Here is a 26,349-nt window from a genome sequence, read left to right on the forward strand (position 1 = left end):
TCAGTCCTCGCGGTCTCCCCGGCGGCGGTCGGCGGCGTAGACGGCGGCCTGTGTGCGGCGCTCCATGCCGAGTTTGGCCAGCAGCTCCGAGACGTAGTTCTTGACGGTCTTCTCCGCCAGTCCCAGACGCTCGCCGATCTGCCGGTTGGTGAGCCCGTCGGCGATCAGCTCGAGCACCTGTCGTTCGCGCAGGGTCAGGTCGGGCGCGTCCTCGCCACGAACCACGGGCTTCGTCACCCCGGCCCGCACGCGATCGCTCACCGCCGCGCTGATGAGGGTCCCGCCCGCAGCCACCTTGCGGATGCCCGCGACGAGACTCTGCCCGCGGATGTCCTTCAGCACGTAGCCCGCTGCGCCGGCGAGCACGGCGGCGACGCTCGCCTCGTCGTCGTCGTAGGCGGTGAGCATGAGGCAGGGAAGATCGGGATGCGCGGAGCGGATCGCGCGGCAGAGGTCGACCCCGCTGCCGTCGGGCAGCCGCACGTCGAGGACGACGACGTCGGGATGCGTCGCGTCGATGCGCCCCATGGCCTCGCGCACGGTGCCGGCCTCGCCGACGACCTCGAGGTCGCTTTCGCGGTCGATCAGTTCGGCGATCCCGCGCCGCACGATCTCGTGGTCGTCGACGAGGAAGACGCGGGTCATGATGAGGCCTCCGGTGGTGATGCGGGATTCCAGGGTGCCGACCACGCGGCTCGCGCCCCGCCCCCGACGCGCGGTGCGAGCGAGTACGCACCGGCACGCGACGACGCCCGTTCGGCGAGATTCGACGTTCCACTCCGCCGGGCGATGGCGGTCGGCGGCCCGACCCCGTCGTCCTCGACGATGACCGACACCCCGTCGTCGTCGGCCGCGATCTCGACGCTCGCGCTGCGGGCCGCGGCGTGACGTGCGACGTTGGCGAGACTCTCGCGCACGACGGCGACGACGTCGTCGGCGAGCGGCCCGGTCACCATGAGGTCGACCGCCCCCGTGAAGACGACCCGGGGCGAGAATCCGAGCGCGGGCGCCGCCTCGGTGGCGATGTCGAGGATCCGGTGCCGGGTGGTCGTGCCGCGGTCGCTGGAGAGGGCGAAGATCGCGGTGCGGATGTCGGCGATCGCGGCGTCGATCGCCGTGACCTGCTCGATGATCGCGTCCGACTGGTCGGGTGCCGCGGCGGCCAGCACCTGGAGCGAGAGACCGGCCGCGAAGAGCCGCTGGATGACGTGGTCGTGCAGGTCACGCGCGATCCGGCCGCGCTCGCCGACGAGTTCCAAGCGCTGACGGTCTTCGCGGGCGCGCCCCAGCTCGATCGCGACCCCGGCCTGCGCCGCGAAGTCCGCCGCCATGTCGAGGTCGCCCGGGATGAACCGACCGCTGCCCGGGTGGCGCGACAGGGTCAGCACCCCGAGCGCCTGTCCGGCGGCCTTGAGCGGCAGGGCGATCGACGGGCCGAGGGTCGGCTGCCACTCCGTCGGCGCCGTCTCCCACTCGGCGGAGACGATCGCGTCATCGGCGAGGGCGCGCCCGGCGAGTGTGCCCGACGCGGAGAAGACGCGACCTTCGAGCTTCTCGGCATCCGCGCCGCGCGCGAGGCGCACGACGAGCGCGCCGTCCTCCTGGGCGGGCACGATGACGCAGACGAGGTCGGCATCGACGACCGAGCCGACCTTGTCGGCGATCACGGCGAGCACATCGGCCGATCCCGACAACAGCGCCGAGGTCACCTCGGCGAGGGCCGCCGTCCAGCGCTGGCGTCGCGTGCTCTCGTCGAAGAGCCGCGCGTGCTCGATCGCGATGCCGGCCGTGGCGGCGAGCGCGGCGACGAGTTCCTCGTCTTCGGCGGTGAACTCGCCGCGGCGGCCGTTGGTGAGGTAGAGGTTGCCGTACACCTCGTCTCGCACGCGGATCGGCACCCCGAGGAAGGAACCCATGTGCGGGTGGTGCTCGGGGAACCCGGCCGACCGCGGGTCCGACGAGATCAGCGGGATCCGGATGTTCTCGCCGGTGTCGACGACCGCCCCCAGGAGGCCGTGACCTTCGGGGAGGTGGCCGATGGCACCGGCGTCGGCGTCCGGGATGCCCACATGGATGAATTGCTCCAACCGACCGTCGGGCGCGACGACGCCGAGCGCCCCGTACTCGGCGTCGACGAGTTCGACCGCCGCCTCGGCGATCCGGCGGAGCACCTGGCCGAGATCGAGATTCGCGGTGACGAGCGAATTGGCCCGAACGAGACTGCGCAAGCGGCCCTGGGTGCTCAGCACCTCTTGGGCGCGCTCCATGAGCTCCCCGATCGTGCGCTCCAGTTCGGAGCGCGGGCCATCGGGGAAGCCGAAGAGTGCGGGATCCGCCACAGGTCCTCCTGGTGTGCAGAGTCTAGGCCCGCCGCATGACGGGCGGGACCTTGGGCCCTGCCGCCGCCCGGGCGCACCCGGCACGCTGTGTAGCCAGAGAGGAGGAGCGATTCCGTGAGCACACGTTCGATCGTCGGTTTCGACGCCACCGAGCCGAGCTGGGCTGCGCTCGATGTCGCGGTGCGGCGGGGCGACCCGGTGCTGATCGCCCATGTCGCCGATTCCGACGCCGGCCTCATCGGCCCCGACTATCGCCGAGAGGCCGAGGAGCGGGCGCACGGTCTGCTCGAACGGGCGCTCGCCGAGATCGGTGCGCGCTATCCGGACGCCGAGATCGAGGGGGTGCTCCTCGAAGGCCCGGTCGCCTGGGCGCTCGCGCGGATCGCGCGGCCCGACGACATCCTGATCATCGGCACGCACAAGACCGGCTTCCTGCACGGCCGGGTTCTCGGCTCGCGGAGCATCGAGGTCGCCCTGCTCGCACCCTGCGACGTCCTGGTGGTGCCGACGATCGACCTGCGGTTCCGCTCGGGCATCGTCGCGGGCATCGCCGACGACCCGGGTCTTCACGATGTCGTGGACGCGGCGGCACGCGCTGCCCTGGCGCGGGACGAGGAGTTGCTGTTGCTGCACAGCACCGAGGACGGGAGTCCGGAGTCGAACCGCGAGCTCGTCGCGCGCGCGAACTCGATCGCCCGCGAGGTCGCCCCGCGGCTCGTCATCCGAACCCGCGCCTCGAATCGGCACACGGCCGAACTGCTGCTCGACGCCGCCCGCGACCGCGCCCTCCTCGTGGTCGGCGTCGGCTCGGGGGATCGCTCGCGGTCGCCGATCGGGTCGGTGCTGCACGACCTCCTGCTCAACATCACCGCGCCGACGCTGGTGACCCGGCCGGCCGCCTGAGGTCGGGCTCAGACCGACCCGGCTTCGACGACGAGTTCGTCGCGCACGAAGTGCACGCCGGGCGTGAGGCGGGTCGCGTGGTGGACCGCGCGGCGGGCGGCCTGGGTCGGAACGACGCCGGCGAGCCTCACGGTGTGGGCCTCGACCTCGACCTCGACAGGTCTGGGCAGCGCCAGCTTCGCGACGCGTTCTCGCACCGCGTCCGCGACCGCCTCGTCCTCCAGAGCCCAGGCGTCGTCGAGGACGCATGCGGTCGCGTCCCGCACGCCGCGCACCCCGGCGACGCCGAGGGCGATCTGGCGGGCCGCCAGCCGTTCGGAGAAGCTGCCGGTCTCGCCGCTCAAGGTCACCATCCCGTCGACGACCTCCACGTGGATGTCGTACGCGTCGAGGCGCGGACTGCGGTCCAGGTGCTCCCGCACGGCGGCGACCAGGTCGGGGTCGCCCACGGTGGTCGGAGCCGGCGCCGGCTGGTCGGAGCGGAACCGGCGCCCGGTGAGGCGAGTCGGGGTGATGCGCACGAAGTTGTTCATCGTGCGAGGCGGTTCGGGCCGGAAGGCGAGGATGCCCGACGCCTCGATCTCGTCGTCGGCGTCGAGCCGGCGGGCCCGGCCGCGCACGACGACGCTCCAGCGGAAGGGCGGGTTCGTCCCATCGGCCTCGAAGGCGACGTCGGCACCGCCGTCGACGGACTCGAGCTTCGTCCCCGGGGCGGAGCGGAACACGATGGTCTCCCCGTCGAGGAGGAAGTTGACGGGGTAGATGTCGATCCCGTCGGGCGCGACCAGCGCGAGCCGCCCGACGTCGGTGGTGGCGAGTTCCTGCCAGCACTCGCTCTCCGACAGCTTCTGCAGGGGCGAGCCGGTCAGCATCCGATTCTCGGTCGAGGTCGTCATCGTTCCAGTCCAGCGCCCAGGAACGCCCGAGGGCAGGGCCGAAGGTCCCACCCTCGGGCCCGAGGGACCTTCGGCCCTGCCCGCTCTCAGGCTCAGCGGCGAGGCTCGCGTCATGGTCGGGACTCTGGACATCACCGTCGGCGTCGACGCGGAGGGCGCGAGCCGCCTCGCCGTCGACTGGGCGATCCGGCAGGCGATGAGCCGGCCGGTGCGCCTCACCCTGCTCACGGCCTTCGACCTGATCCTGGTGTCGCCGCTCGACGAGGAGGAGCACCTCGAGCGCGAGCGGGCACGTGTTCTCGCGGCCGCCCCGGGCACACCGGTCGAGACGCTCGTGGCCGAGGGGTCGATCACCGAGATCCTCTCCCGGTATGAGAAGGATGCCGACCTCCTGGTGATCGGGTCGCACCGCACGCGGCACTACCGCTCGGTGCTCTCCGGCGACCTGCCGGCGCGGGTCGTCCGCGACGCGACGTGTCCGGTCGTCGTCGTGCCCGACGACTGGACACCGCGGGACGGCGCCGTCCTGGTGGGTCTGGAGGACGATGCGAGCAGCGACGCGGCGCTGCTCTCCGCCGCCCGGTTCGCCGCCGAGTCGGGGAGCGAGCTGCGCATCCTGCACGCGTGGATGCGCCCCGATCCGCCCAGCGACCCGGTGAACTTCTACGTCAAGGTCCCGAAGGAGCTCCAGGACGCGCATCGCCGTCACCTGGATGTGGCGGTGCGGGGGGTGCAGGAGCGGTTCCCCGAGCTCACCATCCGCGCGGATCTCTACGAGGGGAGCGTGGTGAACGGTCTCATGGCCGTGGCCGAGTCGGCGGAACTCGTCGTCATCGGATCGCACCGGCGCGGCGCCGTCGCCGGATTCCTGCTCGGGTCGGTCGGTCGGGAGTTGCTGCACCACTGCTCGGCCCCGCTGTGCGTCGTGCCGTCCGACGGGGATCTCACCCTCGAGGATTGACATCCTGATTTGCCTCAGTCATTATTGAGGCAATGAGTACTGAGCGGAATTCCCTCGATCGTCGCGCGGCCCGGCACGCCGCCCTCGGCGACCCCGCGCGCCTGCAGATCGTCGACCGGCTGAGCCTCGGCGACCTCTCGCCGACCGAACTGCAGCAGACGCTCGGCCTCACCTCGAACCTCCTCGCCCACCACCTCAAGGTGCTCGAGGGCGAAGGGATGATCGAGCGTCACCGCTCCGAGGGCGACGGTCGGCGCACCTACATCCACCTCGCGCCGCACGCGCTCGACGGGCTCGTCCCCGGCGCCACCGCCACGGCCCGCCGCGTCGTGTTCGTCTGCTCGGCGAACTCGGCGCGCTCGCAGCTCGCCGCCGCCCTCTGGCGGCTCGCGAGCGACATCCCCACCGCATCCGCCGGCACCCACCCCGCCGACCGGGTCGCGGCCGGCGCTCTCGCCGCGGCCGACCGCCACGGCATCCCGATGCTCGAGGCCGCACCCCGCGCCCTCGACGACGTTCTCGCCGACGGCGACTTCGTCATCACCGTGTGCGACAACGCGCACGAGGAACTCGCCTCCCGTCCGGCGCTGCACTGGTCGATCCCCGACCCGGTGCGCTCCGGCACCGACTCCGCCTTCGAGGCGGCCGTCGCCGACCTGACCCGCCGCGTGGGCGACCTCGCCCCGCGACTCACCGCCGTCTGAAAGGACGATGATGTCCGACTACATCCGCACCGCCGTTCCGCTCGACCAGGAGTACGCCCTGTCCGTCGCCGCGACGCGTCTCGCCCGCGACTTCGAGGGCGTCTACGGCGTCGAGACGATCGAGCGCTTCCTGTACACCTCGTACGACCAGTTCGCCGGCCGCGCGACGGTGCTGAACTACCTGCCGCTGCTCGCCGAGCGCTTCGCGAAGCAGCGCCTCGGGGCGCTCGCCCGCGTCGAGGGGAAGTCGAACGACGGCACCCCGGCGGTGCTGTTCCTCTGCGTGCACAACGCCGGGCGGTCGCAGATGGCGCTCGGCTTCTTCCAGCACTACGCCGGTGACGGGGCGGTCGGCTGGTCCGGCGGCTCCGAGCCCGGCGACGAGGTCAACCGCGCCGCGATCGAGGCGATGCGCGAACGCGGGATCGACATCTCGGCCGAGTATCCGAAGCCGTGGACCGACGAGGTCGTGCGCGCCGCGGACGTCGTGATCACCATGGGGTGTGGTGATGCGTGCCCGGTGTTTCCCGGCAAGCGGTACGAAGAGTGGGTGCTCGACGACCCGGCCGGCTGGGATGTCCCCGGCATCCGCCCCGTGCGCGACGAGATCGAACGGCGCGTGCTGACCCTGCTCGACGAGCTGGGCGTTCCCACCAGAGAGAGAAACGAATGACCGAGAAGCCCACCATCCTTTTCGTCTGCATCCACAACGCGGGACGCTCGCAGATGGCCGCCGGATACGCCCGCGCGCTGTCCGGCGGTGCCGTCGAGGTGCTCTCCGGCGGATCCGAACCCGGCGACCAGATCAACCCGATGGCCGTCGCCGCGATGGCCGAAGAGGGCATCGACATCTCGCAGGCCGTGCCGACGCTGATGACCACCGAGCAGGTGCGCGAGTCGGATGCCGTGATCACCATGGGATGCGGCGACGTCTGCCCGATCTTCCCCGGCAAGCGGTACGAGGACTGGGAGCTCACCGACCCGAAGGGCAAGCCGCTCGAGGAGGTGCGCGTCATCCGCGACGACATCAAGCAGCGCGTGCAGGGTCTGCTCGCCGAACTCGGCGTCCAGGCCGCCTGAGTCCCGGGCCGGCCCGGGTAAGCTTCAGGTGGAGTGTCGGGAAGCCTGGTCGACGGCCGCGTCGGCGACCCGCCGCGTGAAACCGATCGAAACGGAACGCGATGACCGTCACCCCTCCCACCCGCCGGATGCGCCTGCGCACCTGGGTGACCGCCGAGACCACCGGCGGCTTCCTCCTTCTCGGCGCCGCCGCCGTCGCCCTGATCTGGGCGAACTCCCCCTGGCGCGAGGCGTACCGAGCTCTGGCCGAGTTCCGCATCGGCCCCGAGGCGCTGCACCTCGACCTGACCCTGGCGACGTGGGCAGCTGACGGCCTGCTCGCGATCTTCTTCTTCGTGGTGGGGGTCGAGCTCAAGCACGAGCTGGTCGCCGGCAGCCTGCGTCGCCCGAAGGAGGCCGCCGTTCCGGTGCTCGCCGCCATCGGCGGGATGATCGTGCCGGCCGCGCTCTACCTGGTCGTCGTCATCGGGTTCGGCGACCGCGAGGCGGTGCACGGCTGGGCGATCCCCACCGCGACCGACATCGCGTTCGCCCTCGCCGTGCTCGCGATCTTCGGGCGCGGCCTTCCGCGCGCGCTCCGCACCTTCCTGCTGACCCTCGCGGTCGTCGACGACCTGCTGGCGATCATCGTCATCGCGCTGTTCTACACGTCGGGCGTCGACCTGCTGATGCTCGGCGCCTCGGTGGTCGCGGTCGCAGTCTTTGCGGTGCTCACCCGGATGCGGCACCCCCGCTGGTGGCTGCTCATCCCGGTGGCGCTCGTCGCCTGGGGCTTCATGCACGAGTCCGGCGTGCACGCGACCATCGCCGGAGTTCTGCTCGGCCTCAGCGTGCCCGCGCGCCTCGTCCACGGCGAGACCGAATCGCGCACCCACCGCTTCGACGACCGCGTGCGCCCGTTCTCGTCGGGGATCGCGTTGCCGCTGTTCGCCTTCTTCTCGGCCGGCGTCTCCCTCGTCGACGGGGACGGGCCGTTGGCGGTTCTCGGTCAGCCGGTCGTGCTCGCGATCACGCTCGGCCTCGTCGTCGGCAAGCTCGTCGGCGTGCTCGGCGTGACGGCCCTCGTCACCCGGCTGAGTCCGCTCCGGCTGCCCGACACGATCGGCCTCCGCGACCTGCTGCCGGTCGGATTCCTCACCGGAATCGGATTCACGGTGTCGCTGCTCATCGCGGAACTCTCGTTCCCCGACTCGGTGCACACCGCAGGGGCGAAGGTCGCGATCCTCGTGGCGACCCTGCTGGCCGCGGTGCTCGCCGCCGGCACGCTGCGCTGGGACGCCCGGCGGGCTCGCAAGCGCGACATGAACGAGGACGGCGTGGAAGACACCGACACCGGGACGATCGGCGAGGTGACGCCGTCCGGCGAGACACCGGGACCCCTGTCGGGAACCGCCCCGGAGCGTTGACCGGCGAGCGCTAGTTCGTCAGAGACTCCCGCAGCGCGTCGATGATGTGCGTCGCGCGGTGATCCTCGATCGCTTCCATCTGGTTCGTCACGAAGGCGAACCCGATGCCGTGCTCGGGATCGGCGAAGGCGACCTGGCCGCCGGCGCCGTCGTGGCCGAACGACGACGACGTGAGGTAGCGGCGCGCTTCGGAATCGAGCTGGAACCCCATGCCCCAGCGCGGCCACGGCGGCGGCGCGTCGAACACCGGGGCGCCCTCGCTGGCGACGCCGAGCGCGACGTCGAGGGTGGCGTCGTCGAGCAGGCGCACCCCGTCGGTCTCGGTGACGGTGGCCGACCAGATCGCGGCGAGGCCGCGCGCGGTGGCGATGCCGCCGGCGCCCGGGATCTCGGCGGCGCGCACCGCCGGCAGGTTGAAGCCGGCGTCGTCGGCGACGAGTTCGCGCGGCAGGGCGCCGCCGAGGGTCATCGCGCGACCGCTCCAGTCGATGCCCGCGGGGGCGTCGCGCTCCTGGATCTCGGTGAGCTCGCGGAGGCTCGCTCCGACCCGTGACAGGGCGACCCGCTGCTGCTCCGCCTCCGGCAGTCCGATCCAGACGTCGGCGCCGAGCGGACCGGTGACGGCCTCGGCGAAGAACGACCCGACCGACTCCCCGGCGACCCGGCGGATGACCTCGCCGATCAGCCAGCCGAAGGTGATCGCGTGATACGTGTAACCCGATCCCGGCTGCCAGAGCGGCTCCTGGGCGGCCAGCATCCCGGTCATCGCGTCCCAGTCGACGAGATCGGATGCCGAGACGTCGACGCGCGGAGCGGAGAGCCCGGCGCGGTGCGCGAGCAGGTCACCGACCCGCGTCTCGGCCTTGCCGGCCTGCCCGAACTCGGGCCAGTAGTCGGTGACGAGCGCGTCGTAGTCGAGCCGGCCGCGGCGCACGAGTTCGGCGGCGAGGATCGACACGAGCCCCTTCGTGCACGAGAAGACGACGGTCGCGGTGTCGGTGGTCCACGGAGCCCCGGTGCGGGCGTCGGCGACGCCGCCCCACAGGTCGACGACGGACGCGCCGCGGTGGCGCACCGCCAGGGCCGCGCCCATCTCGGGCTTGCCGTCGAACGCGCGGCGGAAGGCATCCGCCACCTTCTCGAACCCCGGGGCGGTCGTGCCCTCGATCGGCGGCGTCATCGAACGACCTCGAGGCCGGAGTCGACGACGAGCACGCCGCCCTCCCGGCGGATCGGCATCGGGTCGGACAGCCGGCCGACGAATTCGCCCTGCTCGCCGACGTTCTCGAACGCGAGCAGCACCGGGGCGCCGTCGCGGTCGCGGGCGACGCGTCCGCTGTAGTACCGCTCGTCGACCAGGCGGGTGGCCCGCTCGATCGGATACTCCCCCGACGCGTCGCGGTCGACCGACCAGATCCCGCCCGCCTCCCCGGCGCGCGCACCCGCGAGGTGCGGCGAGTCGCAGGAGAAGAGCAGGATGCTGTCCCCGCCGAGTTCGACGACCTGCGGCACCTCGACGTGCATGAACCCCGCGCCGGGCGCGCTCACCGGCGGCCGCACGGTCCAGGTCTCGAGGTCGGGCGAGGTCGCGAGGCCGATGACGCCGCGGTCGATCGGGTCGCCGTGCGCGCTGCGGGCGGTGACCAGCATCCGCCATTCGTCGCCGACGCGGTACACCCACGGGTCGCGCCAGGCTTCTTCGCGCCAGGTGCCGGCGGCGAGCGTCTCGTACCACTCGGGGTCGGCGGTGACGATCGGGCCGGGGCTCTTCACCCAGGTGTGCAGGTCGGTGGAGGTCGCGACGCCGACGGTCTCGACGTTGGCGAGCGAATCCGCGGCGAGGAACCGGGCGCCCGTGTAGAACATCCGCCAGGTGCCGTCGTCGGCGCGCACGACGCTGCCGGTCCAGGTGGCGGAGGCGTCGAACGACCCGGGCTCCCCGGGGGCGAGCACCTCGCCGAGGTCATCCCAGCTGCGCAGGTCGAGCGAGGTGGCGTGCCCGATGCGGGCGTTGCGGTGCCGCAGGTCGGGGTCGCCGAGCGAGCGCGGCGCGTGCAGGTAGTAGAGGTGGAACAGGTCGCCGTCGTCGGCGAGCCAGAAGTCCCAGACCCAGTGGTCGTCGCGGGCGAACGTCATGGTGGCGTGTCTCGATTCGTGAGGAAGGTCGGGCCGGCGGAGAGGGGCGTCAGCCCTTCACCGCACCCTGGAGGAGCGCCCGGATGAACTGGCGCTGGAAGATCAGGAACACGATGATCGCGGGCGTGATGATGATCAGCGCTCCCGCGTTGAGCAGCGGGATGCTCGCGTAGTACTGCCCCTGGAAGAAGGTGAGCGCCCCGGCCACCGTGCGGTCGAGCGGGTCCTGGATCAGCACGACGGGCAGGATGAACTGGTTCCACGTCCAGAGGAACAGCAGGATCGACAGCGCCGAGATCGCGGGCACGGCGAGCGGCAACTGCACCCGCCGGAACTCCTGCCACACCGTCGCCCCGTCGACCCGGGCGGCTTCGGAGAGCTCGACCGGCACCCCGACGAAGTGGGCGCGCATCCAGGCGACGCTGAACGGCATGAACAGTCCGATGAGCGCGAAGCCGACCGACCAGGGGGTGTTCAGCAGGCCGAGGCCCTGCATCTGGTAGTAGATCGGGATGATCAGCGACTCGAACGGGATCGTGAGCCCGACGACGAACGCGAGCAGGATGAACCGGTTGCCGGGGATGCGCAGGTTGCCGAGCGCGTAGCCCGCCATCGTCGCGATGAGCACACTGGCCGGCACGACGATGAGCACGATGCCGAGGCTCGACACCATCAGCTCGAGCACGTGGCCGGTCTCGAATGCGGTGACGAAGTTGATCCACTGCGGGTCGGTCGGCCAGGTCAGTCCGATGGGGTTGCGGTCGGCCGGCTGCAGCGCCGCCGACAGCATGCTGACGAGCGGCAGGATCGTGACGATCAGGACGACGATGAGGACGATGCGACCGACGATCGCTTCGCGGCGGCTGCCGATCACTTGCTCTCCCTCGACAGACGCTGGAGCGGGACGACGACGAGCAGCACGAGCACCATCAGCACGATGCCGAAGGCGGACGCGAGACCGACGTCGCTCTGGGTGAACCCGATGCGGAAGATCGAGAGACCGGGCACGAGGGTCTCGCGTCCGGGTCCGCCGCGGGTGGAGGTGTAGATGATGTCGAAGCTGCTGAGCGCCGCGATGACGGTGAGCGTCACGAGGATCGCGATCTGCTGCCGGAGGCCGGGGATCGTGATCGTGATGAACTCGCGGAACCAGCCCGCGCCATCCAGTCGGATCGCCTCGTAGAGGGCGGGGTCGATCTTGCCGATGCCGGTGAGCAGCAGCACCGTGCACAGGCCGGTGAGCACCCACGATCCGATGAGGCCGACGGCCGGCAGGGCGAAGCCGTATTCGGCCAGCCACGGGCGGGTGAAGTCGCCGAGCCCGATCGCGGAGAGGATCTGGTTGACCGTGCCGGTCTGCGCGTACATCCACGACCAGGCGATGCCGGCGGCGGCGAGCGGGATGATCTGCGGCAGGAACAGGATCGTCTGCGACACCGTCGAGAAGACGCCCGCACGGATGTTGCGGATGAGGGTCGCAAGCACGAGACCGGTGCTCACCGGGATGACGGTGAAGAAGATGATGAGCACGAAGGCGTTGCGGATCGAGCCGAGCATCTCGGCGTCGGTGAAGACCCGCAGGTAGTTGTCGATGCCGATGAAGGTGGAGGTGCCGACGCCGTTCCAGTCGTAGAACGAGTACTGCACGCCGAGGAGGAACGGGTAGATGACGAAGAAGCCGTAGGCCGCCGCCGCCGGGGCCAGCATCAGCCAGCCGGCGAGGGGGCCCCGCCGGGTCGCCTTTCGAGCGACCCGGCGAGGGGCAACCGCGGACGTCACAGGGCTGTCGCCCGTCACGCCGCCCGGCGTGGACGTCGTTCCTGCGACGCCGCGGTTGCGGGCGGCCATCAGCCGCCGATCTCCTGCTCGTAGAACGCCTGGACGCGCTCGACGAAGTCCTTGCCGGTGATCTGGCCGGTGACCAGCAGCTGGGACTCGGGGATGATGGATCCGGCGTAGATACCGGCGGTCGTGTTGGCCATGAAGTCGACCTGACCGTTCTCGGCACCGATCTGCGCGCTCATCGCGATCGCCCGCTCGATGAGCGAGCCGGGCTCGACCTCGGGCAGCGGCAGCGACGGGTCGCCACCGGGCGAGGCGCCGGTCACGTCGACGATGATCTGTCGCGCGGCCGGGTCGGTGTGGATCCAGTTGAGGAAGTAGACGATCTCGTTGAGGTTGTCGGAGCCTGCGGCCGCCGAGAACGAGTTCGCCGCACCCATCGCGACGTGGTCGCCACCCTCTTCGGCCGGCGGCGCGAGGAAGAACGTCACGTCGTCGCCGAGCGCGTCCTGGTAGCCCTGCGCGGCCCAGTTGCCGTTGAAGGTGAAGAGGCCGTCGCCCTCCGAGAAGCGCGTCACGAAGGTGAAGTAGTCGATCGCGTTGATGTCCGACGGGAAGTAGCCGGCATCCGCCCACTTCTTGATCAGCTCAGCGCCCTCGACGTTGCCGGGGGTGTTGTAGGTCGCGCCCGGCTCGTTGAACATCCACGAGAGGAACTCGTCCTTGTCGGCGTACTGGTTCATCGCGGCCTGCACGACGAAGTTGACGACGCCGTCGGAGTCGCCGGCCATGATCGGCGTGATGCCGGCATCCTTGGCGAGCTGCATCTGCTCCTCGAGCTCCGCGATCGACTCCGGCGGAGCGTCGATGCCCAGCGTCTCGGCGTGCGCGAGGTTCATGTAGATACCCGTGACCGAGTAGCCGAGGCCGAGCTGGTAGAGCGAGCCGGAGCCGCGCACGCCTTCATCCGTCATGCGGAGCGGGGCGAGCTGCGAGGCGGGCCACGCGTCCCAGCCGTAGGCGTCGAAGTACGGGTCGAGGTTGGCGACGAGGCCGTCCTTCACCGTGTCGCCCAGGGTGGGGAGGCGGATGAGGTCGGGCGGGTTGTCGCTCGCGAGCAGACGCGGCGCGTTGGCGGTGAGGTTCTGGAACGTGTCGCGGGTCACCTCGAACGTGATGTTCGGGTGCTGCTTGGTGAACTCCTCGGCGAGCGCGTCGGTGACCGGGAAGCCGGTCTCGTCGGCGATCGTGAGCACCACTTCTTCGTCGGTGAGCTCGGTGCTCACGTCGACGCCTTCACTCGGGCCGGTGCTTCCTCCCGGCGCGCAGCCGGCGAGGGTGAGGCCGGCGACCGCGAGAAGTGCTGCGGCGGCGACCGGCGAGCGCCCGATGCGGGCGCGGCGGAGGGTTGCCATTCTGACTCCTTTGTCTTCTGTGGTGCAGACGGCGAACCGCCAGGGTAGGGCGCGATTCAGTCTGCTCTTGGTGCTAAATGGATTTAGCAAGGCCCATCATTCGTCCTCGGCCCCGACGCTGTCAAGCTGAATCGAATTAGCTGGCAAACTGGCCACGCCTGCGGGCGACGATGAGGTGAGGCGGGAGGCTTGATGGCGCAGAAGCGGGTCACGCTCGCCGACGTCGCGCAGCGCGCCGGACTGTCGTCGTCGGCGGCCTCGATGATCCTCAACGGCCGCCCCGACACCCGGCTGTCGCAGGACGCGCACGACCGCGTCAACGCCGCCGCCCGCGAGCTCGGCTACCGGCCGAACGTCGCCGCCCGGGGCTTGCGCACCGACAAGACCGCCACGATCGGCTTCGTCTCCGACCTCGTCGCCACCACCCGTTTCGCGAGCGGTCTCATCAAGGGCGCCCTCGAGGCGGCCGAAGAAGCCGGCCACGTCGTGCTCGTCATGGAGACCGGCGGCGACCCCCGCCGCGAGGAGGAGGCGATCGCCGCCCTGCTCGACCGTCAGGTCGACGGCGTCATCTTCGGGACGATGCGCGCGCGCGAACTCTTCATCCCGCAACTGCCGAAGGGCACCCACGCGGTGATCCTCAACGGCACGAACGCCCTCTACCCCACGTCGGTGCTACCGGCAGAGGATGAAGGTGGTCGCGCGGCCGTCGAGCTGCTCGTGGCGCAGGGGCACCGCGGCGGCATCGCCCTCATCGGCCAGAGCGACGAGGCCGAGCGCGACACCTTCCGCTCGGCGACCGTCGCGGCCCGGGTGGCCGGCATCCGTTCGGCGATGTCTTTGCATGGCCTCTCGTTCGTGGCGGAGGAGTCGATCTGGCTCTGGGAACCCGAGCACGGCTACGACGCCACCCGGCGGCTGCTCGCCTCCCGCGACGACGTTCGGGCGCTGATCTGCATGAACGACCGGCTCGCCTTCGGCGCCTACCAGGCGGCCGCCGAGGCGGGGCTGTCGATCCCGGGCGACCTGTCGATCGTCTCGTTCGACAACGACGAGATCGCCGCCTACCTGCGGCCCGGGCTGACGACCGTGGCGCTGCCGCACGAGGCGATGGGGCGGCGTGCCGTGGAGCTGCTACTCACCGAAGGCACGGAGGAGGAGCACCTGATCCCGATGCCCGTGGTCGAGCGCTCCTCGATCGCTCCCCCCTCCGCTCCCTCCCCCACCGCGGGTTGAGTGCCGCCGAAGGCGGTGTATCGAAACCCACCCCGAGCAACTTCCTGGGTTGTCAACGCCCCGACGCTCTCGCGCACGGATCCGTAGGGTCGAAGCATGGCTGACACGGTTATCCACGACGAATCCGGATCCCGCTTCGTGCTGATGCGAGGCGACCAGCAGATCGGCGAGGCGGGCTACGAGACCCGCGAAGACGGCGGCATCGTCTTCACCCACACCGAAGTCGATCAGGAGCTGCAGGAACGCGGCCTCGGGTCGACCCTCGTCGGCAGTGCGCTCGACCAGTTGCGGACGTCGACGGATGTGCGCATCGGTGCGACCTGCCCGTTCGTGCGGCGCTACCTCGAGGAGCACCCGGAGTACGGGGATCTGACCAACCGCTAGGTGTTAAGCCGACTTCAGTTGGTCGCCGAGGTCGTGAGCGCCGCGCTAGGAAGCTCTCGGCTTCGAGGTCCGGCTGACCGGTCTCGCCGCCGCGAGCGCTGCCGCCGCATCATTCTCGCGCTCGTCAGACACTCGCGCGAAACGGTCCCAGAATCGCTCACCGTCGACGAGACGCTCTCGTCTGGGCAGGAGCTCTTCTGCAGCGTCTAAGGATAGGAGCGCGGCCATGTAACTGCGGCGCGCGTCCCCGACTAACGCGTCCCGTTTGCGAATGTCGGCCGCGGGAGAGGTGTCTGGGACCTTCGCCGCCTTTTCTAGGTTCTGGCGGGAAAAAGTCAGCAGGTGTCTTACGAGAAAGAGTTCGTTCGTAAATTTCAAACTTGCGTCCCGAACTTCGATGATCGGTGCGAGCATGTGAAGTTCCTTGTCGCACAGAACTTCCTGGTGCTCAATGGCTCTTTGAAGAGTCGCATCAGAGCTGCCCAGGCGATCGACTGCACCCACGATGCGGCTGCGCAAGATGTTCATGTCCGGGACAGCCCTCGACGCAACTACTGCTCGCTCGGCGCGGCGCCGCAGGAGCTCTCCGACGAAAGGAATCACTGTCGCGACGACGAGTAGGGCTGTGACCACCACCAGGCCCCATGTCGCGCCGACGATTGCTGACTCATCCGCGCCATTTGCGACCAGGAAGGGCATGAGGAAAGATACCGCAGAACCGATTCCGATCATTCTCTTACGGTGAAGTAATCCGAGGCTGTGTCTGCCGCCTTCTCACGTGTATCAGTCCTCGAAGGAACACATCATGAGCCAGGTCGCAGTCATCTATTGCCGGATCTCAGAGGCCAAGAGCGACGGTTGAGCGTCGCCGTCGAGCGTCAAAAGCGCGAGGGTCGGGCCTGGGCGGAGGAGCACGACCCGGAGTGAATTTCTCTCTACGGGAGCTGCGGATCCCGCGCTCTGAGCAGTGACGCGTCTCGGGTTGAGAGAGCCACGCTTTCACCCGACGGCGCCCGGCCACGCCGACGGCAAGAAATAGCGACATCGTGGCGGGATAGCTACAGGACCGCATGCGAGAGACGCGACACGCCTAGTTATAGGAGGGCCCTCTCGGACAAGAAGTGCCCCGGCTAGTAGGCCTGGCGGGGCACTCCGGGCCTGTGACGCTTGAGAGCCGTCACGAGATTCTATCCGGGGTTGGTACCTTTTTGCCGGTTCGACGGATCGCCCCAGAGGCGAACCAATGAACCAGGGTGGCAGCCAGTTGGACATGGGTTTGGGCTTCAAGTGGCGAGGGCTTCTCACCACCGTGACGATCTGGCTGAGCCTTCGCCAGCGTTTCCATCATCCCGATCAAGACCTCGCGGTGGTCGGGATATCCGTCGCTGTCCTGAAGCACCAAACCCCAGTCGCCTTGATCCCTCATTACTTGGACGGCCTTGTACAACGTGGGCTTCTTGTCCTTCGGGATGACAACGGCGCCGCTCGCAACATCCACAGCGCGAATGGCCTCGACCATCGCGTGGCTTGTATTCGGCTCCATCGCGGTTGCTGACGACCAGGCCTCCGCTAGATGTTTCCCAGACCCGGCATTGGCGTCGACAGCGGCCTGGACGGCTTCTTCGACGCCCTGGGGAAGCCGACGCCTGAGTCGGTAGACGCGTTCGTCGGTCAAGTACAGCTCGACCGCCGACAAGGAGTTGTCGAGGTGGTACTCGAGCGTCTGGAGCTCCTGGGGCATCCTCCCGTAAGGCGGATCAGGCTCGTACCAAGACGCCATGAAGTCGATGATTCGAAGGAGGATCTTGTCGCCCCGTGACTGCACTTCCAAGATCACGGCGTCGACGAGTGGCGCGGCCTTGGGCTCGTAGCCGAAGTTGAGATTGAGATTCGTCTGCAGGAGATGGACCATGCCGGGCGACGTGTATCCGCGCGAGTACCCCGGCGCGTCGAGGCGATCCCACACCCACGCGAGAATCGCGGGTCGTGCGCTTGAAGGAATGTCATCTCGGATGACGTGAAGCGCAGCTATCTCTTCTGCATCGGCGTCCCATGGAATCCAAGGGCTCATGCGGTTGCGTCTCGCTTCTGGTCGCCTATCGCCAGCATCGATGCAAGAACCAATTTCACCGCATAGGCCCGATCTGATTCCGGTAGAGACTCGATGAGCCGCTCCGCTGCCAACACCCGCGAGAACTCGACCGGCTGGACGAAGAACTGGCGAAGCTGCTCCGTCGATGCGGCCTGCGTCTTCATGAATGTGGAGCCCAAGTACGCGGTCATCGCCGCACCAGCCGCTCCTACGGCTCCAACTGCGATCGAGGCGTTCAAGCTAGTAGTGAAGGCCCCAACGACCCCGACAATCAGCAGAAGCACGAAGCCCGCGAAGCCCGCGATGGTCCCGTTTCGGAAGCTCGATTCCGACTGCCCAATCGCGATCTGGTGGTAATACTCGATGCGCTTCTGGGTGATTGCCCACAACGAGGCCAGATCCAACTCCTGCCCGGATTCCGCGATCTCCCTCTCTTGTTCTTCGAGCTCCGTCGCGAGGCCAAGGCGTTGTCGCGCGGCAAACTGTCTTTGTCGACCTTGTCTGTAAGCCCAGACCGCCATCCCGCCGTAAAGGTAAACGAACACCCAAGTAGCCGCGATCACTGGCCACCGCCACCGCTCCTGCGAAAGCATGGACTCATCGTCGGGAAAGATCCATTGAAACTGACCAGCGAGGATCCCAAGCACCGCAACAGCTAGTCCGACTGGCACGAAGACGCCGATCTGCCACCTAGTCATTCGCTTGTATTCAGCCGAGTCCCGCCAGATGATCCGAAGCCTCATCGCCTCTTCGCGCTTCTGCTCACGTCGCTCTTGTTCACGCAGGCTCTCGCTGGCTTCAAGTGCCTTTCTGATCGCCCGCTCCAGGGTCACCGCACTCTCCCATTGACTGGTCTCGTCGGAGTTCTTGTCGGGTAGCGGGTCTTGCGCTCGGGCCATGCCCAGACGCTACCGGGAGGGGACTCGATGTGTAGCAAGTGGACGGTCGTGGCTTGCCTTTTCGTTGCAGGAAGCCGTCGTTATCTGCTCGTCAGTTGTGGATCTCGCGAGAGCCATGCGAGGAAACGTCGATCTTCGCGACCCCTTTCTCAAGATCCACCAACGGATCCCCCGGCGAGGGTGCTGGCGCCGGAAGTTCCGTCTGCCGCTCCTGCTCCTGCATCGCCTCTTGCCGATTCGGCGCGAACAACCCATCCACCGGTGCGAGCAGATTCCCGGACGTGCGGCGCCAATCCTTGTCGCTCTTAAAGTTCATGAACCCGAAGATCTGCCCGAGGATGCAGACCACGGTGACCGCCACCACGACGCCGACGATCACCACCAGTTCCACCGGCACAGGATACGTCCCTAGCTTTCGGAAACGACGAGCGGCCGTCCGTCGACCTCAACTGCCCGCACCGCCAGCCCGTCAACCGAAGGGATCGCGGACGGCGTCAGCAAAGGCCGCGGCGACCCCATCGCGACCAGCCGACCCGCTGACAGCAACGCCGCCCGGTCGGCGACCGCCCCGGCGAACGACAGGTCGTGGAGGAAAGGCGAGAGGTCGCGCCCGCCGTCGGTCGGCTATGGCACTGTGGACTCCGTCGCCACCAACACCGGAGAACTACGTTGAGCCAGACCAGGTTGCCCCGCGTGCTGCGCCCGTTCCGCACGGGTCAGTACCGCATCCTCGCGACTGCGCTCTCGATGTCACTGTTCGGAGCCGGCGTTTGGGTGATCGCGCTCGTCCTGCAGGTGCGCGACCTCGGCGGCGGCCCGATCCAACTGTCCTACGCCGCGACCGGCGGGGCGATCGGCATGCTGATCGCCGTCCTGTTCGGCGGGGTCCTCGCCGACCGCGTGCCGCAGAAGCTCATCCTGATCGGCGTCGAAGTCACCAAGACGCTCCTGATCGGCGCAATCGCTGCGCTCGCGCTCACCGGCAACCTCGAGCTCTGGCACCTCGCCGTCGCCGCCTTCGTGATCGGCATCGCCGAAGGGTTCTTCTACCCTGCCTATTCCGCGCTGCTGCCCTCGGTACTGCCGGCCGACGACCTGCTCGCCGCGAACGGGTTCGAAGGAGTGCTGCGGCCGGCCGTCATGCAGGCGGCCGGCCCCGCGGTCGCAGCCCTCGCGGTGGGTCTGGCGTCGCCGGGGCTGGCGTTCGCCATCATCGTGGGGTCACAGGTGGTCGCGATCGCCGTTTTGCTCGCGCTGCGCACCACCCCGGTTCGCCGCGACTTCGACGCACAGCGCGGCGACCCGATCCGCGCCCTGTTCTCCGACATCGGGGGCGGATTCGGCTACATGTTCCGCACCCCGTGGCTGCTCACGACGCTGCTCCTGGCGAGCCTCCTCGTGCTGCTCGTCATGGGACCCATCGAAGTGCTGCTGCCCTTCGCGGTGTTCGACCAAACCGGCGGTGACGCGGGCTCGTTCGCCCTCGTCCTCGCCGCGTTCGGCATCGGCGGCGCGGTCGGATCGGTCGTGATCGCATCCTTCAAGCTGCCGCGGCGCTACCTCACCTGGATGAACCTGATGTGGGGTGCAGGATGCCTTCCCCTCGTCGTGATCGGCATCACCGACCAGTTGTGGGTGATGGCGATCGCCGTCTTCGTCGTCGGCTTCACGTTCTCGGGGGCGACCGTGATCTGGGGCACGCTGCTGCAGCGCCGGGTGCCGCCGCACCTGCTCGGCCGCGTCTCGAGCCTCGACTTCTTCGTCTCGCTGCTCTTCATGCCCGTCTCGATGGCAATCGCCGGACCGGTGGGCGAGGCCATCGGCACGGCCCCGACGTTCCTCCTCGCGGGCGCGATCCCGGTCGTGCTCGCGGCGATCGCGATCCTCGTCGGGCGACTCCCGCGCGACGAAATCGAGAACCCTCTCGACCCGGAGCAGCGCGAGATCGACCCGTCGAGCCAGGAGACGCTCGGGCCCGTCGCGCCGATCAACGGGTAACGGCCGGTTGCCGACCCAGGCTGGGGGCGAGCTCCGACCGCGCCGAACCTCTACCTTTCGGGAACGATGAGCGGTCGCCCGTCGACATCCACGACCCGCACCGACAACCCGTAGACCTCCGAGATCGCGGACGCCGTCAGCACCGACGCCGGCGATCCGACCGCGACGAGCCGCCCGGCCGACAGCAACGCCACCCGATCGGCCACCGCACCCGCGAGCGACAGGTCGTGCACGACGAGCACCACGGCCCGACCGGCCGCAGCCAACGAACGCGCGATGCGCAGAACATCCTCTTGATGCCGCAGGTCGAGCGCGGCGGTCGGCTCGTCGAGGAACACGACGGGGGTGTCCTGCGCGAGCACCCGCGCGAGCGACACCCGCGCGCGCTCCCCGCCCGACAGCTCGGTGAACCGCCGATGCGCGAGGTGCGCGACATCCGCCTGCGTCGCCGCCGACTGGATCATGAGCGCGTCCTGCGCGATCTCCGACGTGCGCGTCCACGGCGCGCGGCCCATCGCGATCACGTCGCCCACGCGGAACGGGAACGACAGCGCGTTGTCTTGCGTGAGCACCGAGCGGATGCGCGACAGCTCCGACGCCGAGAACGTCTGGATGTCGCGGCCCACTCCGTCGACGGAGACCTCGACGAGACCGGAGGTGGGCACCCGCTCCCCCGACAGCACGGAGAGCAGCGTCGACTTGCCGGCGCCGTTCGGGCCGACGAGCGCGAGCACCTCGCCGGGGAGCACGTCGAGGGAGACGTCGGACAGCACGACGCGGCGATCCAGCTCGACCGACAGGGAGGTCGCGGAGATCATGCCCACCCTCCCGACCGGCGACGCTGCCGCCAGAGGAGGAAGAAGAAGAACGGTCCGCCGACGAGGGAGGTCAGCATCCCGATGGGGAGTTCCGCGCCGGGGACGATGGTGCGCGCGAGGAGGTCGGCGGCGAGCATCAGCACCGCGCCGCCGAACGCGGAGTAGACGATGAGCGACCGGTGCTGCGGGCCGAGCAGCATGCGCACGACGTGGGGCACGACGAGTCCGACGAAGGCGATGATGCCGACGAACGCGACCGCGACTCCGGTGAGCAGGGCGACGACGACGATCGAGACGAGGCGCAGGCGCTCGACGTCGAGGCCGAGGTGGCGGGCGTTGCGTTCGCCGAGCGACAGCAGGTCGTAGCGGCGACCGAGCAGCACCGCGACGGCCACCCCGATCACGGCGACGACCGCGACGACGAGCACCTCGTTCCAGAGGGCGCCGTTGAGTGAACCGAGCTGCCAGAAGATGATCTGCTCGCGGCTGGCGGTGCTCGCGGCGAAGAGGGCGAAGGCAAGGCCGGCGCTCGCGAACGCGTTCACGGCGATACCGGTGAGCAGCAGGGTCACGACCTCGGTGCGCCCGTTCGCGCGTGAGACGAAGTAGACGAGCAGAGTCGCCAGCAGTCCGCCGACGAACGCGAAAAGCGCGATCGCGTAATCGCCGAACGCGCTGAGTCCGAGCACGATCGCCGTCGCGGCACCGAGGGCCGCCCCCGACGAGACGCCGACGACGCCCGGCTCGGCGAGCGGGTTGCCGAAGATCGCCTGCATCACGGCACCCGCCGCGGCGAGCGCCGCCCCGACGACGATCGCCATCAGAATGCGCGGGAACCGCACGATCCACAGCGCCGACTCGATGATCGGGTCATCCGGCGCCCAGTCGTTCGGGATGCCGACCGCCCGCAGCAGAGACCCGATCACCTCGGTCGGCTGCACCGGCAACTGCCCCAGCAGGGCGGAACCGAGGATGCCCGCGATCAGCAGGGCGGCCAGACTCAGGCCGACGACGACACGTTTCACCAGATCACGGAACCCGGTACAGCCACTCGTCGGTGCCGAACTTGGTCTCGACGAGTTCCTGCGCGCGGGAGAGTTCGAAGTCGGTGAGAGTGCTCTCGGTGAGCCCGTGCAGTCCGCGGAAGGTGTCGATCATCTTGTCGATGATCTCCGCGCGCGACAGCCCGGTCTGGCTGCGGAGCGGGTCGACGCGCTTCGCCGCCGACTTCGTGCCCTTGTCGCTGAGCTTCTCGCGCCCGATGCGCAGCACCTCGGCCATGCGGTCGCCGTCGATGTCGTAGGCCATCGTGACGTGGTGCAGCACCCCGCCGTTGCCGAGACGCTTCTGGGCGGCGCCGCCGATCTTGCCCTGCGGGCTGGCGATGTCGTTGAGCGGAACGTACGAGGCCTCGATGCCGAGGTCGCGCAGCGCCTGCACGGCGAACTCGTCGAAGAAGGCATAGGAGTCGGCGAACGACATGCCCTGCACGAGGTCGGCCGGGGCGTAGATCGAGTAGGTGACGGCGTTCGCGGGTTCGATGAACATCGCCCCGCCGCCGGAGATGCGGCGGGCCACCGGGAAGCCGTACTTCTCGGCGTTCACGGGGTCGACCTCGTTCTGCACCGACTGGAAGCTGCCGATGATCACCGCCGGGGACGCCCACTCCCAGAAGCGCAGCATCGGCGTGCGCCGGCCGTCGCCGACCTCCTCGGCGAGCACCTGGTCGAGCGCGAGGTGCATGAGCGGGTCGAGCGGACCCGGCTGCACGATCTGCCACTCGTAGTCGGACCACGACGTCGCACGCTGCAAGGCGCGGCGCACGGTCGTCGCGACGGCCTCGGCCGAGAAGCCGAACATCGTCGCGCCCTCGGGCAGTGCGGCCGTCACGGCGGCGGCGATGGTCTTCGCGTCGGATTCCACCGGCAGGCCGGTCAGCGCGGCATCGATCGCGGCGAGGGCCTCGTCGGGCTCGAGGAAGAAGTCGCCCGACACGCGCACGTCGGTGAGGCGGCCGCCCGTGACCGAGAGGTCGACGACGACGAGCTTGCCGCCTGGGACCTTGAACTCGCCGTGCACGAAGGTAAGCCTAACGAGGTGGGGGTTTCGATACACCGGCTGCGCCGGCCCTCAACCCGCGCAAGGGTTTTGCGCCGGAAAGGGCGCGAGAGCCCTCCGATGGCACAGACTCGATGCTCGTGACATCCGCTTTCGCCCTGCCCGACCGCCTCGTCGCCAAATCCGACCCGGCGCTCATCGGCGACGACGAGCAGCACTTCGCCCGGATCGCCGCCACCCTCGAGCAGCAGATCGCCGACCTCACGTCGCGCCTGGAAGAGACCCTGCGGATGGAGGCCGGCGACGGGCAGAAGGCCCTCGACCGCGACCAGGAGGTGCACCGACTGTCGTCGCGGCTGCGCACCCTCCACCGGTTCGGGCTCGACCTCTGCCTCGGGCGGATGGTGCCGGCCGAGGGCGCTCCGGTGTACATCGGACGCCTCGGACTCAACGGACCCGACGGCGAACGCCTGCTGATCGACTGGCGCTCGCCGGCATCCGAACCGTTCTTCGGCGCCACCCACGCCGACCCGCGCGGCCTCGCCAGCCGCCGCCGCTACCGCTGGACCCAGGGCCGCATCACCGACTACTGGGATGAGGTGTTCACCGACGAAGGCCTGTCGCACGCGGCGGCGCTCGACGACCAGTCGGCGTTCATCGCGAGCCTCGGCGCGGGACGGTCGAGCCGCATGCGCGACGTGCTCGGCACCATCCAGGCGGATCAGGATGCCATCATCCGCGCCGGATCCCGCGGGGCCCTCGTCGTCGACGGCGGACCGGGCACCGGCAAGACCGTCGTCGCGCTGCACCGCACCGCGTACCTGCTCTACTCCGACGCCCGGCTGTCGCGGCGGCACGGCGGCGTGCTGTTCGTCGGGCCGAGCGCCGCCTACCTCTCCTACGTGGATGACGTGCTGCCGAGTCTCGGCGAAGACGGGGTGCAGATCTCCACCCTGCGCGACCTCGTTCCCGAAGGGGTCGCGGCCGGCGACGACACCCCCGCGGCCGCGCGGCTCAAGGCGTCGGGCGACCTGGGCCGGGCGCTCGAGAACGCGGTGCGCGGCTACGAGCGGCCGCCGGCGACCGGGCTGCTCGTCGAGACCGACTGGGCGCGGGTCGAGATCACGCGCGACGACTGGGCCGACGCGTTCGAGTCGGCCGAGCCCGGCGTCTCGCACAACCAGGCGCGGCGGCAGGTCTGGGACGCGCTGCTCGAGATCGTGCACCGCGACCTCGGCGAGGAGGATGTGCGCGCGCGGGCCTCCCTGCAGCAGAGTCGCGACCTGCGTGCGGCGTTCAACCGCGCCTGGCCGCTGCTCGACCCGGTGGGCGTCGTCGCCGACCTGCTCTCGGTGCCGTCGTACCTGCGGGCGTGCGCGCCCTGGCTGAGCGAGGCCAAGATCGCCGACCTCCAGCGGGCCGACGCCCGTGCCTGGACGACCGCCGACCTGCCGCTGCTCGACGCCGCGCGTCACCGCATCGGCGACCCCGACGAACCCCGCCGGCGCCGTCAGCGCGAAGCCGCCCTCGCCGCGGCGAGCGACCGGATGGACCGCGTCGTCGACCAGCTCGTCGCCTCGATGGACCTCGACGACGGCGAAGGGCTCATGTCGATCCTCACCGGCACCGACGCCCGGGAGTCGCTGATCGACGAGGCCGAACTCGCGGGAGATGCCCCCGACCTGCTCGCCGGACCGTTCGCGCACATCGTCGTCGACGAGGCGCAGGAGCTCACGGATGCCGAGTGGGCGATGTTGCTGCGGCGCTGCCCGTCGCGCAGTTTCACGATCGTCGGCGACCGCGCGCAGGCACGCGCGGGGTTCCCCGAGTCGTGGGCCGAACGGCTGGCGCGGGTCGGCATCCCGAACGTCGAGGTCGCCTCGCTCACCGTCAACTACCGCACGCCCGAAGAGGTGATGGCCGAGGCCGAACCGGTGATCCGCGCGGCGCTGCCGGATGCCAACGTGCCCACGTCGATCCGGTCGAACGGGGTTCCGGTGCACCACGGGACGCGTGCGGAGCTCGCCAGCATCCTGAGTCGGTGGGAGGAAACCCACGACGAGGGTGTCGCGGTGGTCATCGGCGACCCGGCGTTCGAGGCCACGACGCGGGTGCGCTCGCTCACCCCCGCGGGCGCGAAGGGGCTCGAGTTCGACCTCGTCGTGCTCGTCGACCCCGAGCAGTTCGGGGCGGTCGACCGCTACGTCGCGATGACCCGCACGACCGAGCGCCTGGTGGTGCTCAGCTAGCGGGGTTTCGATACACCGCCTGCGGCGGCACTCAACCCGCGAGGTGGGCGGCTACGCGGCGGGCGCGAGGTGGGCGTCGAGCCAGGCGACGAGGTCGGCGATCACCTCGTCGCGGTTGATCTCGTTGAACATCTCGTGGCGGCCGTCCTCGTAGATCTTCACCACGACATCCGAGAGTCCCTGCCGGCGGTACGCCCGCGCGAGAAGTTCGACGCTGCGCGGTCCGCCGAGCGGGTCCTCCTCGCCGATGAGGATGAGGATCGGCAGGTCGCGGCTGAGCTTCGTCGGACGCCCCATCAGGCCGAGCGCCTCGCGCACGCCGAACAGCTTCGCGACCTTCGCGTCGAAGGTGAGCGGGTCGGCGTCGAAGCGCGTCCACACGTCGGGGTCGCGGCTCAGCCACTCGGTGCCGACGCCGCCGCCGGGCGGACGGTGCCGCTTGGAGAGGTCGCCGCCGTTCATGTGGATGAGCGTGCGGTAGGCGGTGCCGGAGAGCACGACCGCGGTGTACGGGCTCGCGTCGTCGTTGAGCATCCGCTGGGCGAGCAGCGAGCCGAGGCTGTGACCGAGCAGCACGAGCGGCAGCTTCGGATGCTCGTCGTGCGCGATGCCCGAGAGCTGCCGGATGCCGGCGATCATCGCCTTCACCCCGCCCGGGCCGAGCTTGCCCATCTTCGTGAGGTCCGACCCGTGCTGTTCGAGACCGGTCTGGCCGTGCCCGCGGAGATCGCCGGCGTAGACGGTGTACCCGGCGGTGACGAGAGCCTGCGCGAGGTCTTCGTAGCGCGTCGCGTATTCGCCCACCCCGTGCACGATCTGCACGACGCCCTTCGGCGCGCCCGCCCGCCAGACGTAGTAATGGATGCTGACGCCTTCGGCATCCTGGAACGTGTAGTCGCCCCGCGCGGCGGTGAACTTCGGCATCGGTGCCTCCTCGTGAGGCCCATCGTAAGACCTCCCCGAGCGCCAAGCAGTTAGCGTTGCTAATGAGTT

The 26,349-nt window shown here is 69.6% G+C and carries 26 protein-coding genes; 10 read left to right on the plus strand and 16 right to left on the minus strand.

The genetic code is table 11. The annotated features are described in order from the left end of the window. Both ACILQS_RS01650 and ACILQS_RS01655 read right to left on the minus strand, forming a co-directional pair. Positions 1-645 (minus strand): response regulator, encoded by a 645-nt coding sequence (locus tag ACILQS_RS01650; RefSeq protein ID WP_395638356.1) that lies wholly within the window; start codon positions 643-645, stop codon positions 1-3. Then, a complete protein-coding gene (locus tag ACILQS_RS01655) occupies positions 642-2,339 on the minus strand; it encodes a GAF domain-containing protein (RefSeq protein ID WP_395638357.1) in 1,698 nt (565 codons plus the stop codon). Before ACILQS_RS01655 ends, ACILQS_RS01650 begins: the two co-directional genes overlap by 4 nt. 114 nt (positions 2,340-2,453) lie before the next feature. Here ACILQS_RS01655 and ACILQS_RS01660 point away from each other — a divergent pair, with 114 nt between their 5' ends. Continuing rightward, positions 2,454-3,242, plus strand: coding sequence for a universal stress protein (locus ACILQS_RS01660; RefSeq protein WP_395638358.1), 789 nt, complete (start codon positions 2,454-2,456; stop codon positions 3,240-3,242). Between the two features lie 8 nt (positions 3,243-3,250). On the opposite strand, the gene ACILQS_RS01665 is transcribed toward ACILQS_RS01660, so the two are convergent. Beyond that, the gene (locus tag ACILQS_RS01665) at positions 3,251-4,138 is read right to left on the minus strand and encodes a pyridoxamine 5'-phosphate oxidase family protein (RefSeq protein ID WP_395638359.1); all 888 of its coding nucleotides are present in this window, start codon (positions 4,136-4,138) and stop codon (positions 3,251-3,253) included. Between the two features lie 112 nt (positions 4,139-4,250). On the opposite strand from ACILQS_RS01665, the gene ACILQS_RS01670 reads away from it, so the two are divergent. From ACILQS_RS01670 to nhaA, 5 genes are all read left to right on the plus strand, one after another. Next, a complete protein-coding gene (locus ACILQS_RS01670) occupies positions 4,251-5,099 on the plus strand; it encodes a universal stress protein (RefSeq protein ID WP_395638360.1) in 849 nt (282 codons plus the stop codon). 32 nt (positions 5,100-5,131) lie between these two features. Further along, positions 5,132-5,803: a helix-turn-helix domain-containing protein gene (locus ACILQS_RS01675; RefSeq protein ID WP_395638361.1), complete on the plus strand. Its 672-nt coding sequence runs from the start codon at positions 5,132-5,134 to the stop codon at positions 5,801-5,803. A 10-nt stretch (positions 5,804-5,813) separates the two neighbouring features. Further along, positions 5,814-6,476, plus strand: coding sequence for an arsenate reductase ArsC (locus tag ACILQS_RS01680; RefSeq protein ID WP_395638362.1), 663 nt, complete (start codon positions 5,814-5,816; stop codon positions 6,474-6,476). Then, positions 6,473-6,883, plus strand: coding sequence for an arsenate reductase ArsC (locus ACILQS_RS01685; protein WP_395638363.1), 411 nt, complete (start codon positions 6,473-6,475; stop codon positions 6,881-6,883). Before ACILQS_RS01680 ends, ACILQS_RS01685 begins: the two co-directional genes overlap by 4 nt. A 101-nt stretch (positions 6,884-6,984) precedes the next feature. Further along, positions 6,985-8,289: a Na+/H+ antiporter NhaA gene (nhaA, locus tag ACILQS_RS01690; RefSeq protein WP_395638364.1), complete on the plus strand. Its 1,305-nt coding sequence runs from the start codon at positions 6,985-6,987 to the stop codon at positions 8,287-8,289. A 10-nt stretch (positions 8,290-8,299) separates the two neighbouring features. On the opposite strand, the gene ACILQS_RS01695 is transcribed toward nhaA, so the two are convergent. From ACILQS_RS01695 to ACILQS_RS01715, 5 genes are all read right to left on the minus strand, one after another. After that, a complete protein-coding gene (locus tag ACILQS_RS01695; protein WP_395638365.1) occupies positions 8,300-9,469 on the minus strand; it encodes a serine hydrolase domain-containing protein in 1,170 nt (389 codons plus the stop codon). Then, entirely contained in the window at positions 9,466-10,425 is a 960-nt protein-coding gene (locus tag ACILQS_RS01700; protein ID WP_395638366.1) for a glycosyl hydrolase family 32, read from the minus strand. Before ACILQS_RS01700 ends, ACILQS_RS01695 begins: the two co-directional genes overlap by 4 nt. 49 nt (positions 10,426-10,474) lie before the next feature. Beyond that, positions 10,475-11,299: a carbohydrate ABC transporter permease gene (locus ACILQS_RS01705; protein ID WP_395638367.1), complete on the minus strand. Its 825-nt coding sequence runs from the start codon at positions 11,297-11,299 to the stop codon at positions 10,475-10,477. After that, positions 11,296-12,132: a carbohydrate ABC transporter permease gene (locus ACILQS_RS01710; RefSeq protein ID WP_395638394.1), complete on the minus strand. Its 837-nt coding sequence runs from the start codon at positions 12,130-12,132 to the stop codon at positions 11,296-11,298. The genes ACILQS_RS01705 and ACILQS_RS01710 overlap by 4 nt, the downstream gene beginning before the upstream one ends. 140 nt (positions 12,133-12,272) lie before the next feature. Next, positions 12,273-13,622 carry an ABC transporter substrate-binding protein gene (locus ACILQS_RS01715; RefSeq protein ID WP_395638368.1) on the minus strand — a complete coding sequence of 450 codons (1,350 nt, stop codon included), beginning with the start codon at positions 13,620-13,622 and terminating at the stop codon, positions 12,273-12,275. Positions 13,623-13,814: 192 nt separating this feature from the next. Here ACILQS_RS01715 and ACILQS_RS01720 point away from each other — a divergent pair, with 192 nt between their 5' ends. Continuing rightward, a complete protein-coding gene (locus tag ACILQS_RS01720; RefSeq protein WP_395638369.1) occupies positions 13,815-14,858 on the plus strand; it encodes a LacI family DNA-binding transcriptional regulator in 1,044 nt (347 codons plus the stop codon). A 96-nt stretch (positions 14,859-14,954) separates the two neighbouring features. Further along, the gene (locus ACILQS_RS01725; protein WP_395638370.1) at positions 14,955-15,242 is read left to right on the plus strand and encodes a GNAT family N-acetyltransferase; all 288 of its coding nucleotides are present in this window, start codon (positions 14,955-14,957) and stop codon (positions 15,240-15,242) included. Between the two features lie 45 nt (positions 15,243-15,287). Here ACILQS_RS01725 and ACILQS_RS01730 read toward each other — a convergent pair whose 3' ends face one another. The 4 genes from ACILQS_RS01730 to ACILQS_RS01745 form a co-directional block, all read right to left on the minus strand. Next, entirely contained in the window at positions 15,288-15,941 is a 654-nt protein-coding gene (locus tag ACILQS_RS01730) for a hypothetical protein (protein ID WP_395638371.1), read from the minus strand. A gap of 478 nt (positions 15,942-16,419) precedes the next feature. Continuing rightward, complete coding sequence (locus ACILQS_RS01735) at positions 16,420-17,313, minus strand: hypothetical protein (protein WP_395638372.1); 894 nt, start codon at positions 17,311-17,313, stop codon at positions 16,420-16,422. Continuing rightward, positions 17,310-18,233 (minus strand): hypothetical protein, encoded by a 924-nt coding sequence (locus tag ACILQS_RS01740; RefSeq protein WP_395638373.1) that lies wholly within the window; start codon positions 18,231-18,233, stop codon positions 17,310-17,312. The genes ACILQS_RS01735 and ACILQS_RS01740 overlap by 4 nt, the downstream gene beginning before the upstream one ends. Positions 18,234-18,324: 91 nt before the next feature. Then, a complete protein-coding gene (locus ACILQS_RS01745) occupies positions 18,325-18,624 on the minus strand; it encodes a hypothetical protein (protein WP_395638374.1) in 300 nt (99 codons plus the stop codon). A gap of 302 nt (positions 18,625-18,926) precedes the next feature. Between ACILQS_RS01745 and ACILQS_RS01750 the strand changes: the two genes are divergently transcribed. Beyond that, positions 18,927-20,231 carry an MFS transporter gene (locus ACILQS_RS01750; protein ID WP_395638375.1) on the plus strand — a complete coding sequence of 435 codons (1,305 nt, stop codon included), beginning with the start codon at positions 18,927-18,929 and terminating at the stop codon, positions 20,229-20,231. Between the two features lie 50 nt (positions 20,232-20,281). Here the strand turns inward: ACILQS_RS01750 and ACILQS_RS01755 are convergent, their stop codons facing one another. The 3 genes from ACILQS_RS01755 to ACILQS_RS01765 are packed head-to-tail and all read right to left on the minus strand — an operon-like array spanning position 20,282 to position 23,128. Continuing rightward, complete coding sequence (locus ACILQS_RS01755; protein ID WP_395638376.1) at positions 20,282-21,049, minus strand: heme ABC transporter ATP-binding protein; 768 nt, start codon at positions 21,047-21,049, stop codon at positions 20,282-20,284. Continuing rightward, the gene (locus tag ACILQS_RS01760; protein WP_395638377.1) at positions 21,046-22,074 is read right to left on the minus strand and encodes a FecCD family ABC transporter permease; all 1,029 of its coding nucleotides are present in this window, start codon (positions 22,072-22,074) and stop codon (positions 21,046-21,048) included. The genes ACILQS_RS01755 and ACILQS_RS01760 overlap by 4 nt, the downstream gene beginning before the upstream one ends. Before the next feature lie 4 nt (positions 22,075-22,078). After that, a complete protein-coding gene (locus ACILQS_RS01765) occupies positions 22,079-23,128 on the minus strand; it encodes a biotin/lipoate A/B protein ligase family protein (protein WP_395638378.1) in 1,050 nt (349 codons plus the stop codon). Positions 23,129-23,241: 113 nt separating this feature from the next. On the opposite strand from ACILQS_RS01765, the gene helR reads away from it, so the two are divergent. Next, positions 23,242-25,356, plus strand: coding sequence for an RNA polymerase recycling motor ATPase HelR (helR, locus tag ACILQS_RS01770; RefSeq protein WP_395638379.1), 2,115 nt, complete (start codon positions 23,242-23,244; stop codon positions 25,354-25,356). Positions 25,357-25,407: 51 nt separating this feature from the next. Here helR and ACILQS_RS01775 read toward each other — a convergent pair whose 3' ends face one another. Further along, positions 25,408-26,280, minus strand: coding sequence for an alpha/beta hydrolase (locus ACILQS_RS01775; RefSeq protein ID WP_395638380.1), 873 nt, complete (start codon positions 26,278-26,280; stop codon positions 25,408-25,410). Positions 26,281-26,349: the final 69 nt, after the last annotated feature.

This window comes from Pseudolysinimonas sp. (assembly GCF_044239695.1).
In the GTDB taxonomy this organism is placed as follows: domain Bacteria; phylum Actinomycetota; class Actinomycetes; order Actinomycetales; family Microbacteriaceae; genus Pseudolysinimonas_A.

What these genes read in the sequence shown, in the direction of transcription:
- helR (WP_395638379.1), top strand. Translation starts at nt 23,242, where the DNA reads ATGCTCGTGACATCCGCTTTCGCCCTGCCCGACCGCCTCGTCGCCAAA.
- ACILQS_RS01675 (WP_395638361.1), top strand. Translation starts at nt 5,132, where the DNA reads ATGAGTACTGAGCGGAATTCCCTCGATCGTCGCGCGGCCCGGCACGCC.
- ACILQS_RS01730 (WP_395638371.1), bottom strand. Translation starts at nt 15,941, where the DNA reads ATGCCCTTCCTGGTCGCAAATGGCGCGGATGAGTCAGCAATCGTCGGC.
- ACILQS_RS01680 (WP_395638362.1), top strand. Translation starts at nt 5,814, where the DNA reads ATGTCCGACTACATCCGCACCGCCGTTCCGCTCGACCAGGAGTACGCC.
- ACILQS_RS01650 (WP_395638356.1), bottom strand. Translation starts at nt 645, where the DNA reads ATGACCCGCGTCTTCCTCGTCGACGACCACGAGATCGTGCGGCGCGGG.
- ACILQS_RS01710 (WP_395638394.1), bottom strand. Translation starts at nt 12,132, where the DNA reads ATGCTGGCCCCGGCGGCGGCGGCCTACGGCTTCTTCGTCATCTACCCG.
- ACILQS_RS01740 (WP_395638373.1), bottom strand. Translation starts at nt 18,233, where the DNA reads ATGGCCCGAGCGCAAGACCCGCTACCCGACAAGAACTCCGACGAGACC.
- ACILQS_RS01725 (WP_395638370.1), top strand. Translation starts at nt 14,955, where the DNA reads ATGGCTGACACGGTTATCCACGACGAATCCGGATCCCGCTTCGTGCTG.
- ACILQS_RS01670 (WP_395638360.1), top strand. Translation starts at nt 4,251, where the DNA reads ATGGTCGGGACTCTGGACATCACCGTCGGCGTCGACGCGGAGGGCGCG.
- ACILQS_RS01700 (WP_395638366.1), bottom strand. Translation starts at nt 10,425, where the DNA reads ATGACGTTCGCCCGCGACGACCACTGGGTCTGGGACTTCTGGCTCGCC.
- nhaA (WP_395638364.1), top strand. Translation starts at nt 6,985, where the DNA reads ATGACCGTCACCCCTCCCACCCGCCGGATGCGCCTGCGCACCTGGGTG.
- ACILQS_RS01665 (WP_395638359.1), bottom strand. Translation starts at nt 4,138, where the DNA reads ATGACGACCTCGACCGAGAATCGGATGCTGACCGGCTCGCCCCTGCAG.
- ACILQS_RS01775 (WP_395638380.1), bottom strand. Translation starts at nt 26,280, where the DNA reads ATGCCGAAGTTCACCGCCGCGCGGGGCGACTACACGTTCCAGGATGCC.
- ACILQS_RS01695 (WP_395638365.1), bottom strand. Translation starts at nt 9,469, where the DNA reads ATGACGCCGCCGATCGAGGGCACGACCGCCCCGGGGTTCGAGAAGGTG.
- ACILQS_RS01685 (WP_395638363.1), top strand. Translation starts at nt 6,473, where the DNA reads ATGACCGAGAAGCCCACCATCCTTTTCGTCTGCATCCACAACGCGGGA.
- ACILQS_RS01715 (WP_395638368.1), bottom strand. Translation starts at nt 13,622, where the DNA reads ATGGCAACCCTCCGCCGCGCCCGCATCGGGCGCTCGCCGGTCGCCGCC.
- ACILQS_RS01755 (WP_395638376.1), bottom strand. Translation starts at nt 21,049, where the DNA reads ATGATCTCCGCGACCTCCCTGTCGGTCGAGCTGGATCGCCGCGTCGTG.
- ACILQS_RS01735 (WP_395638372.1), bottom strand. Translation starts at nt 17,313, where the DNA reads ATGAGCCCTTGGATTCCATGGGACGCCGATGCAGAAGAGATAGCTGCG.
- ACILQS_RS01720 (WP_395638369.1), top strand. Translation starts at nt 13,815, where the DNA reads ATGGCGCAGAAGCGGGTCACGCTCGCCGACGTCGCGCAGCGCGCCGGA.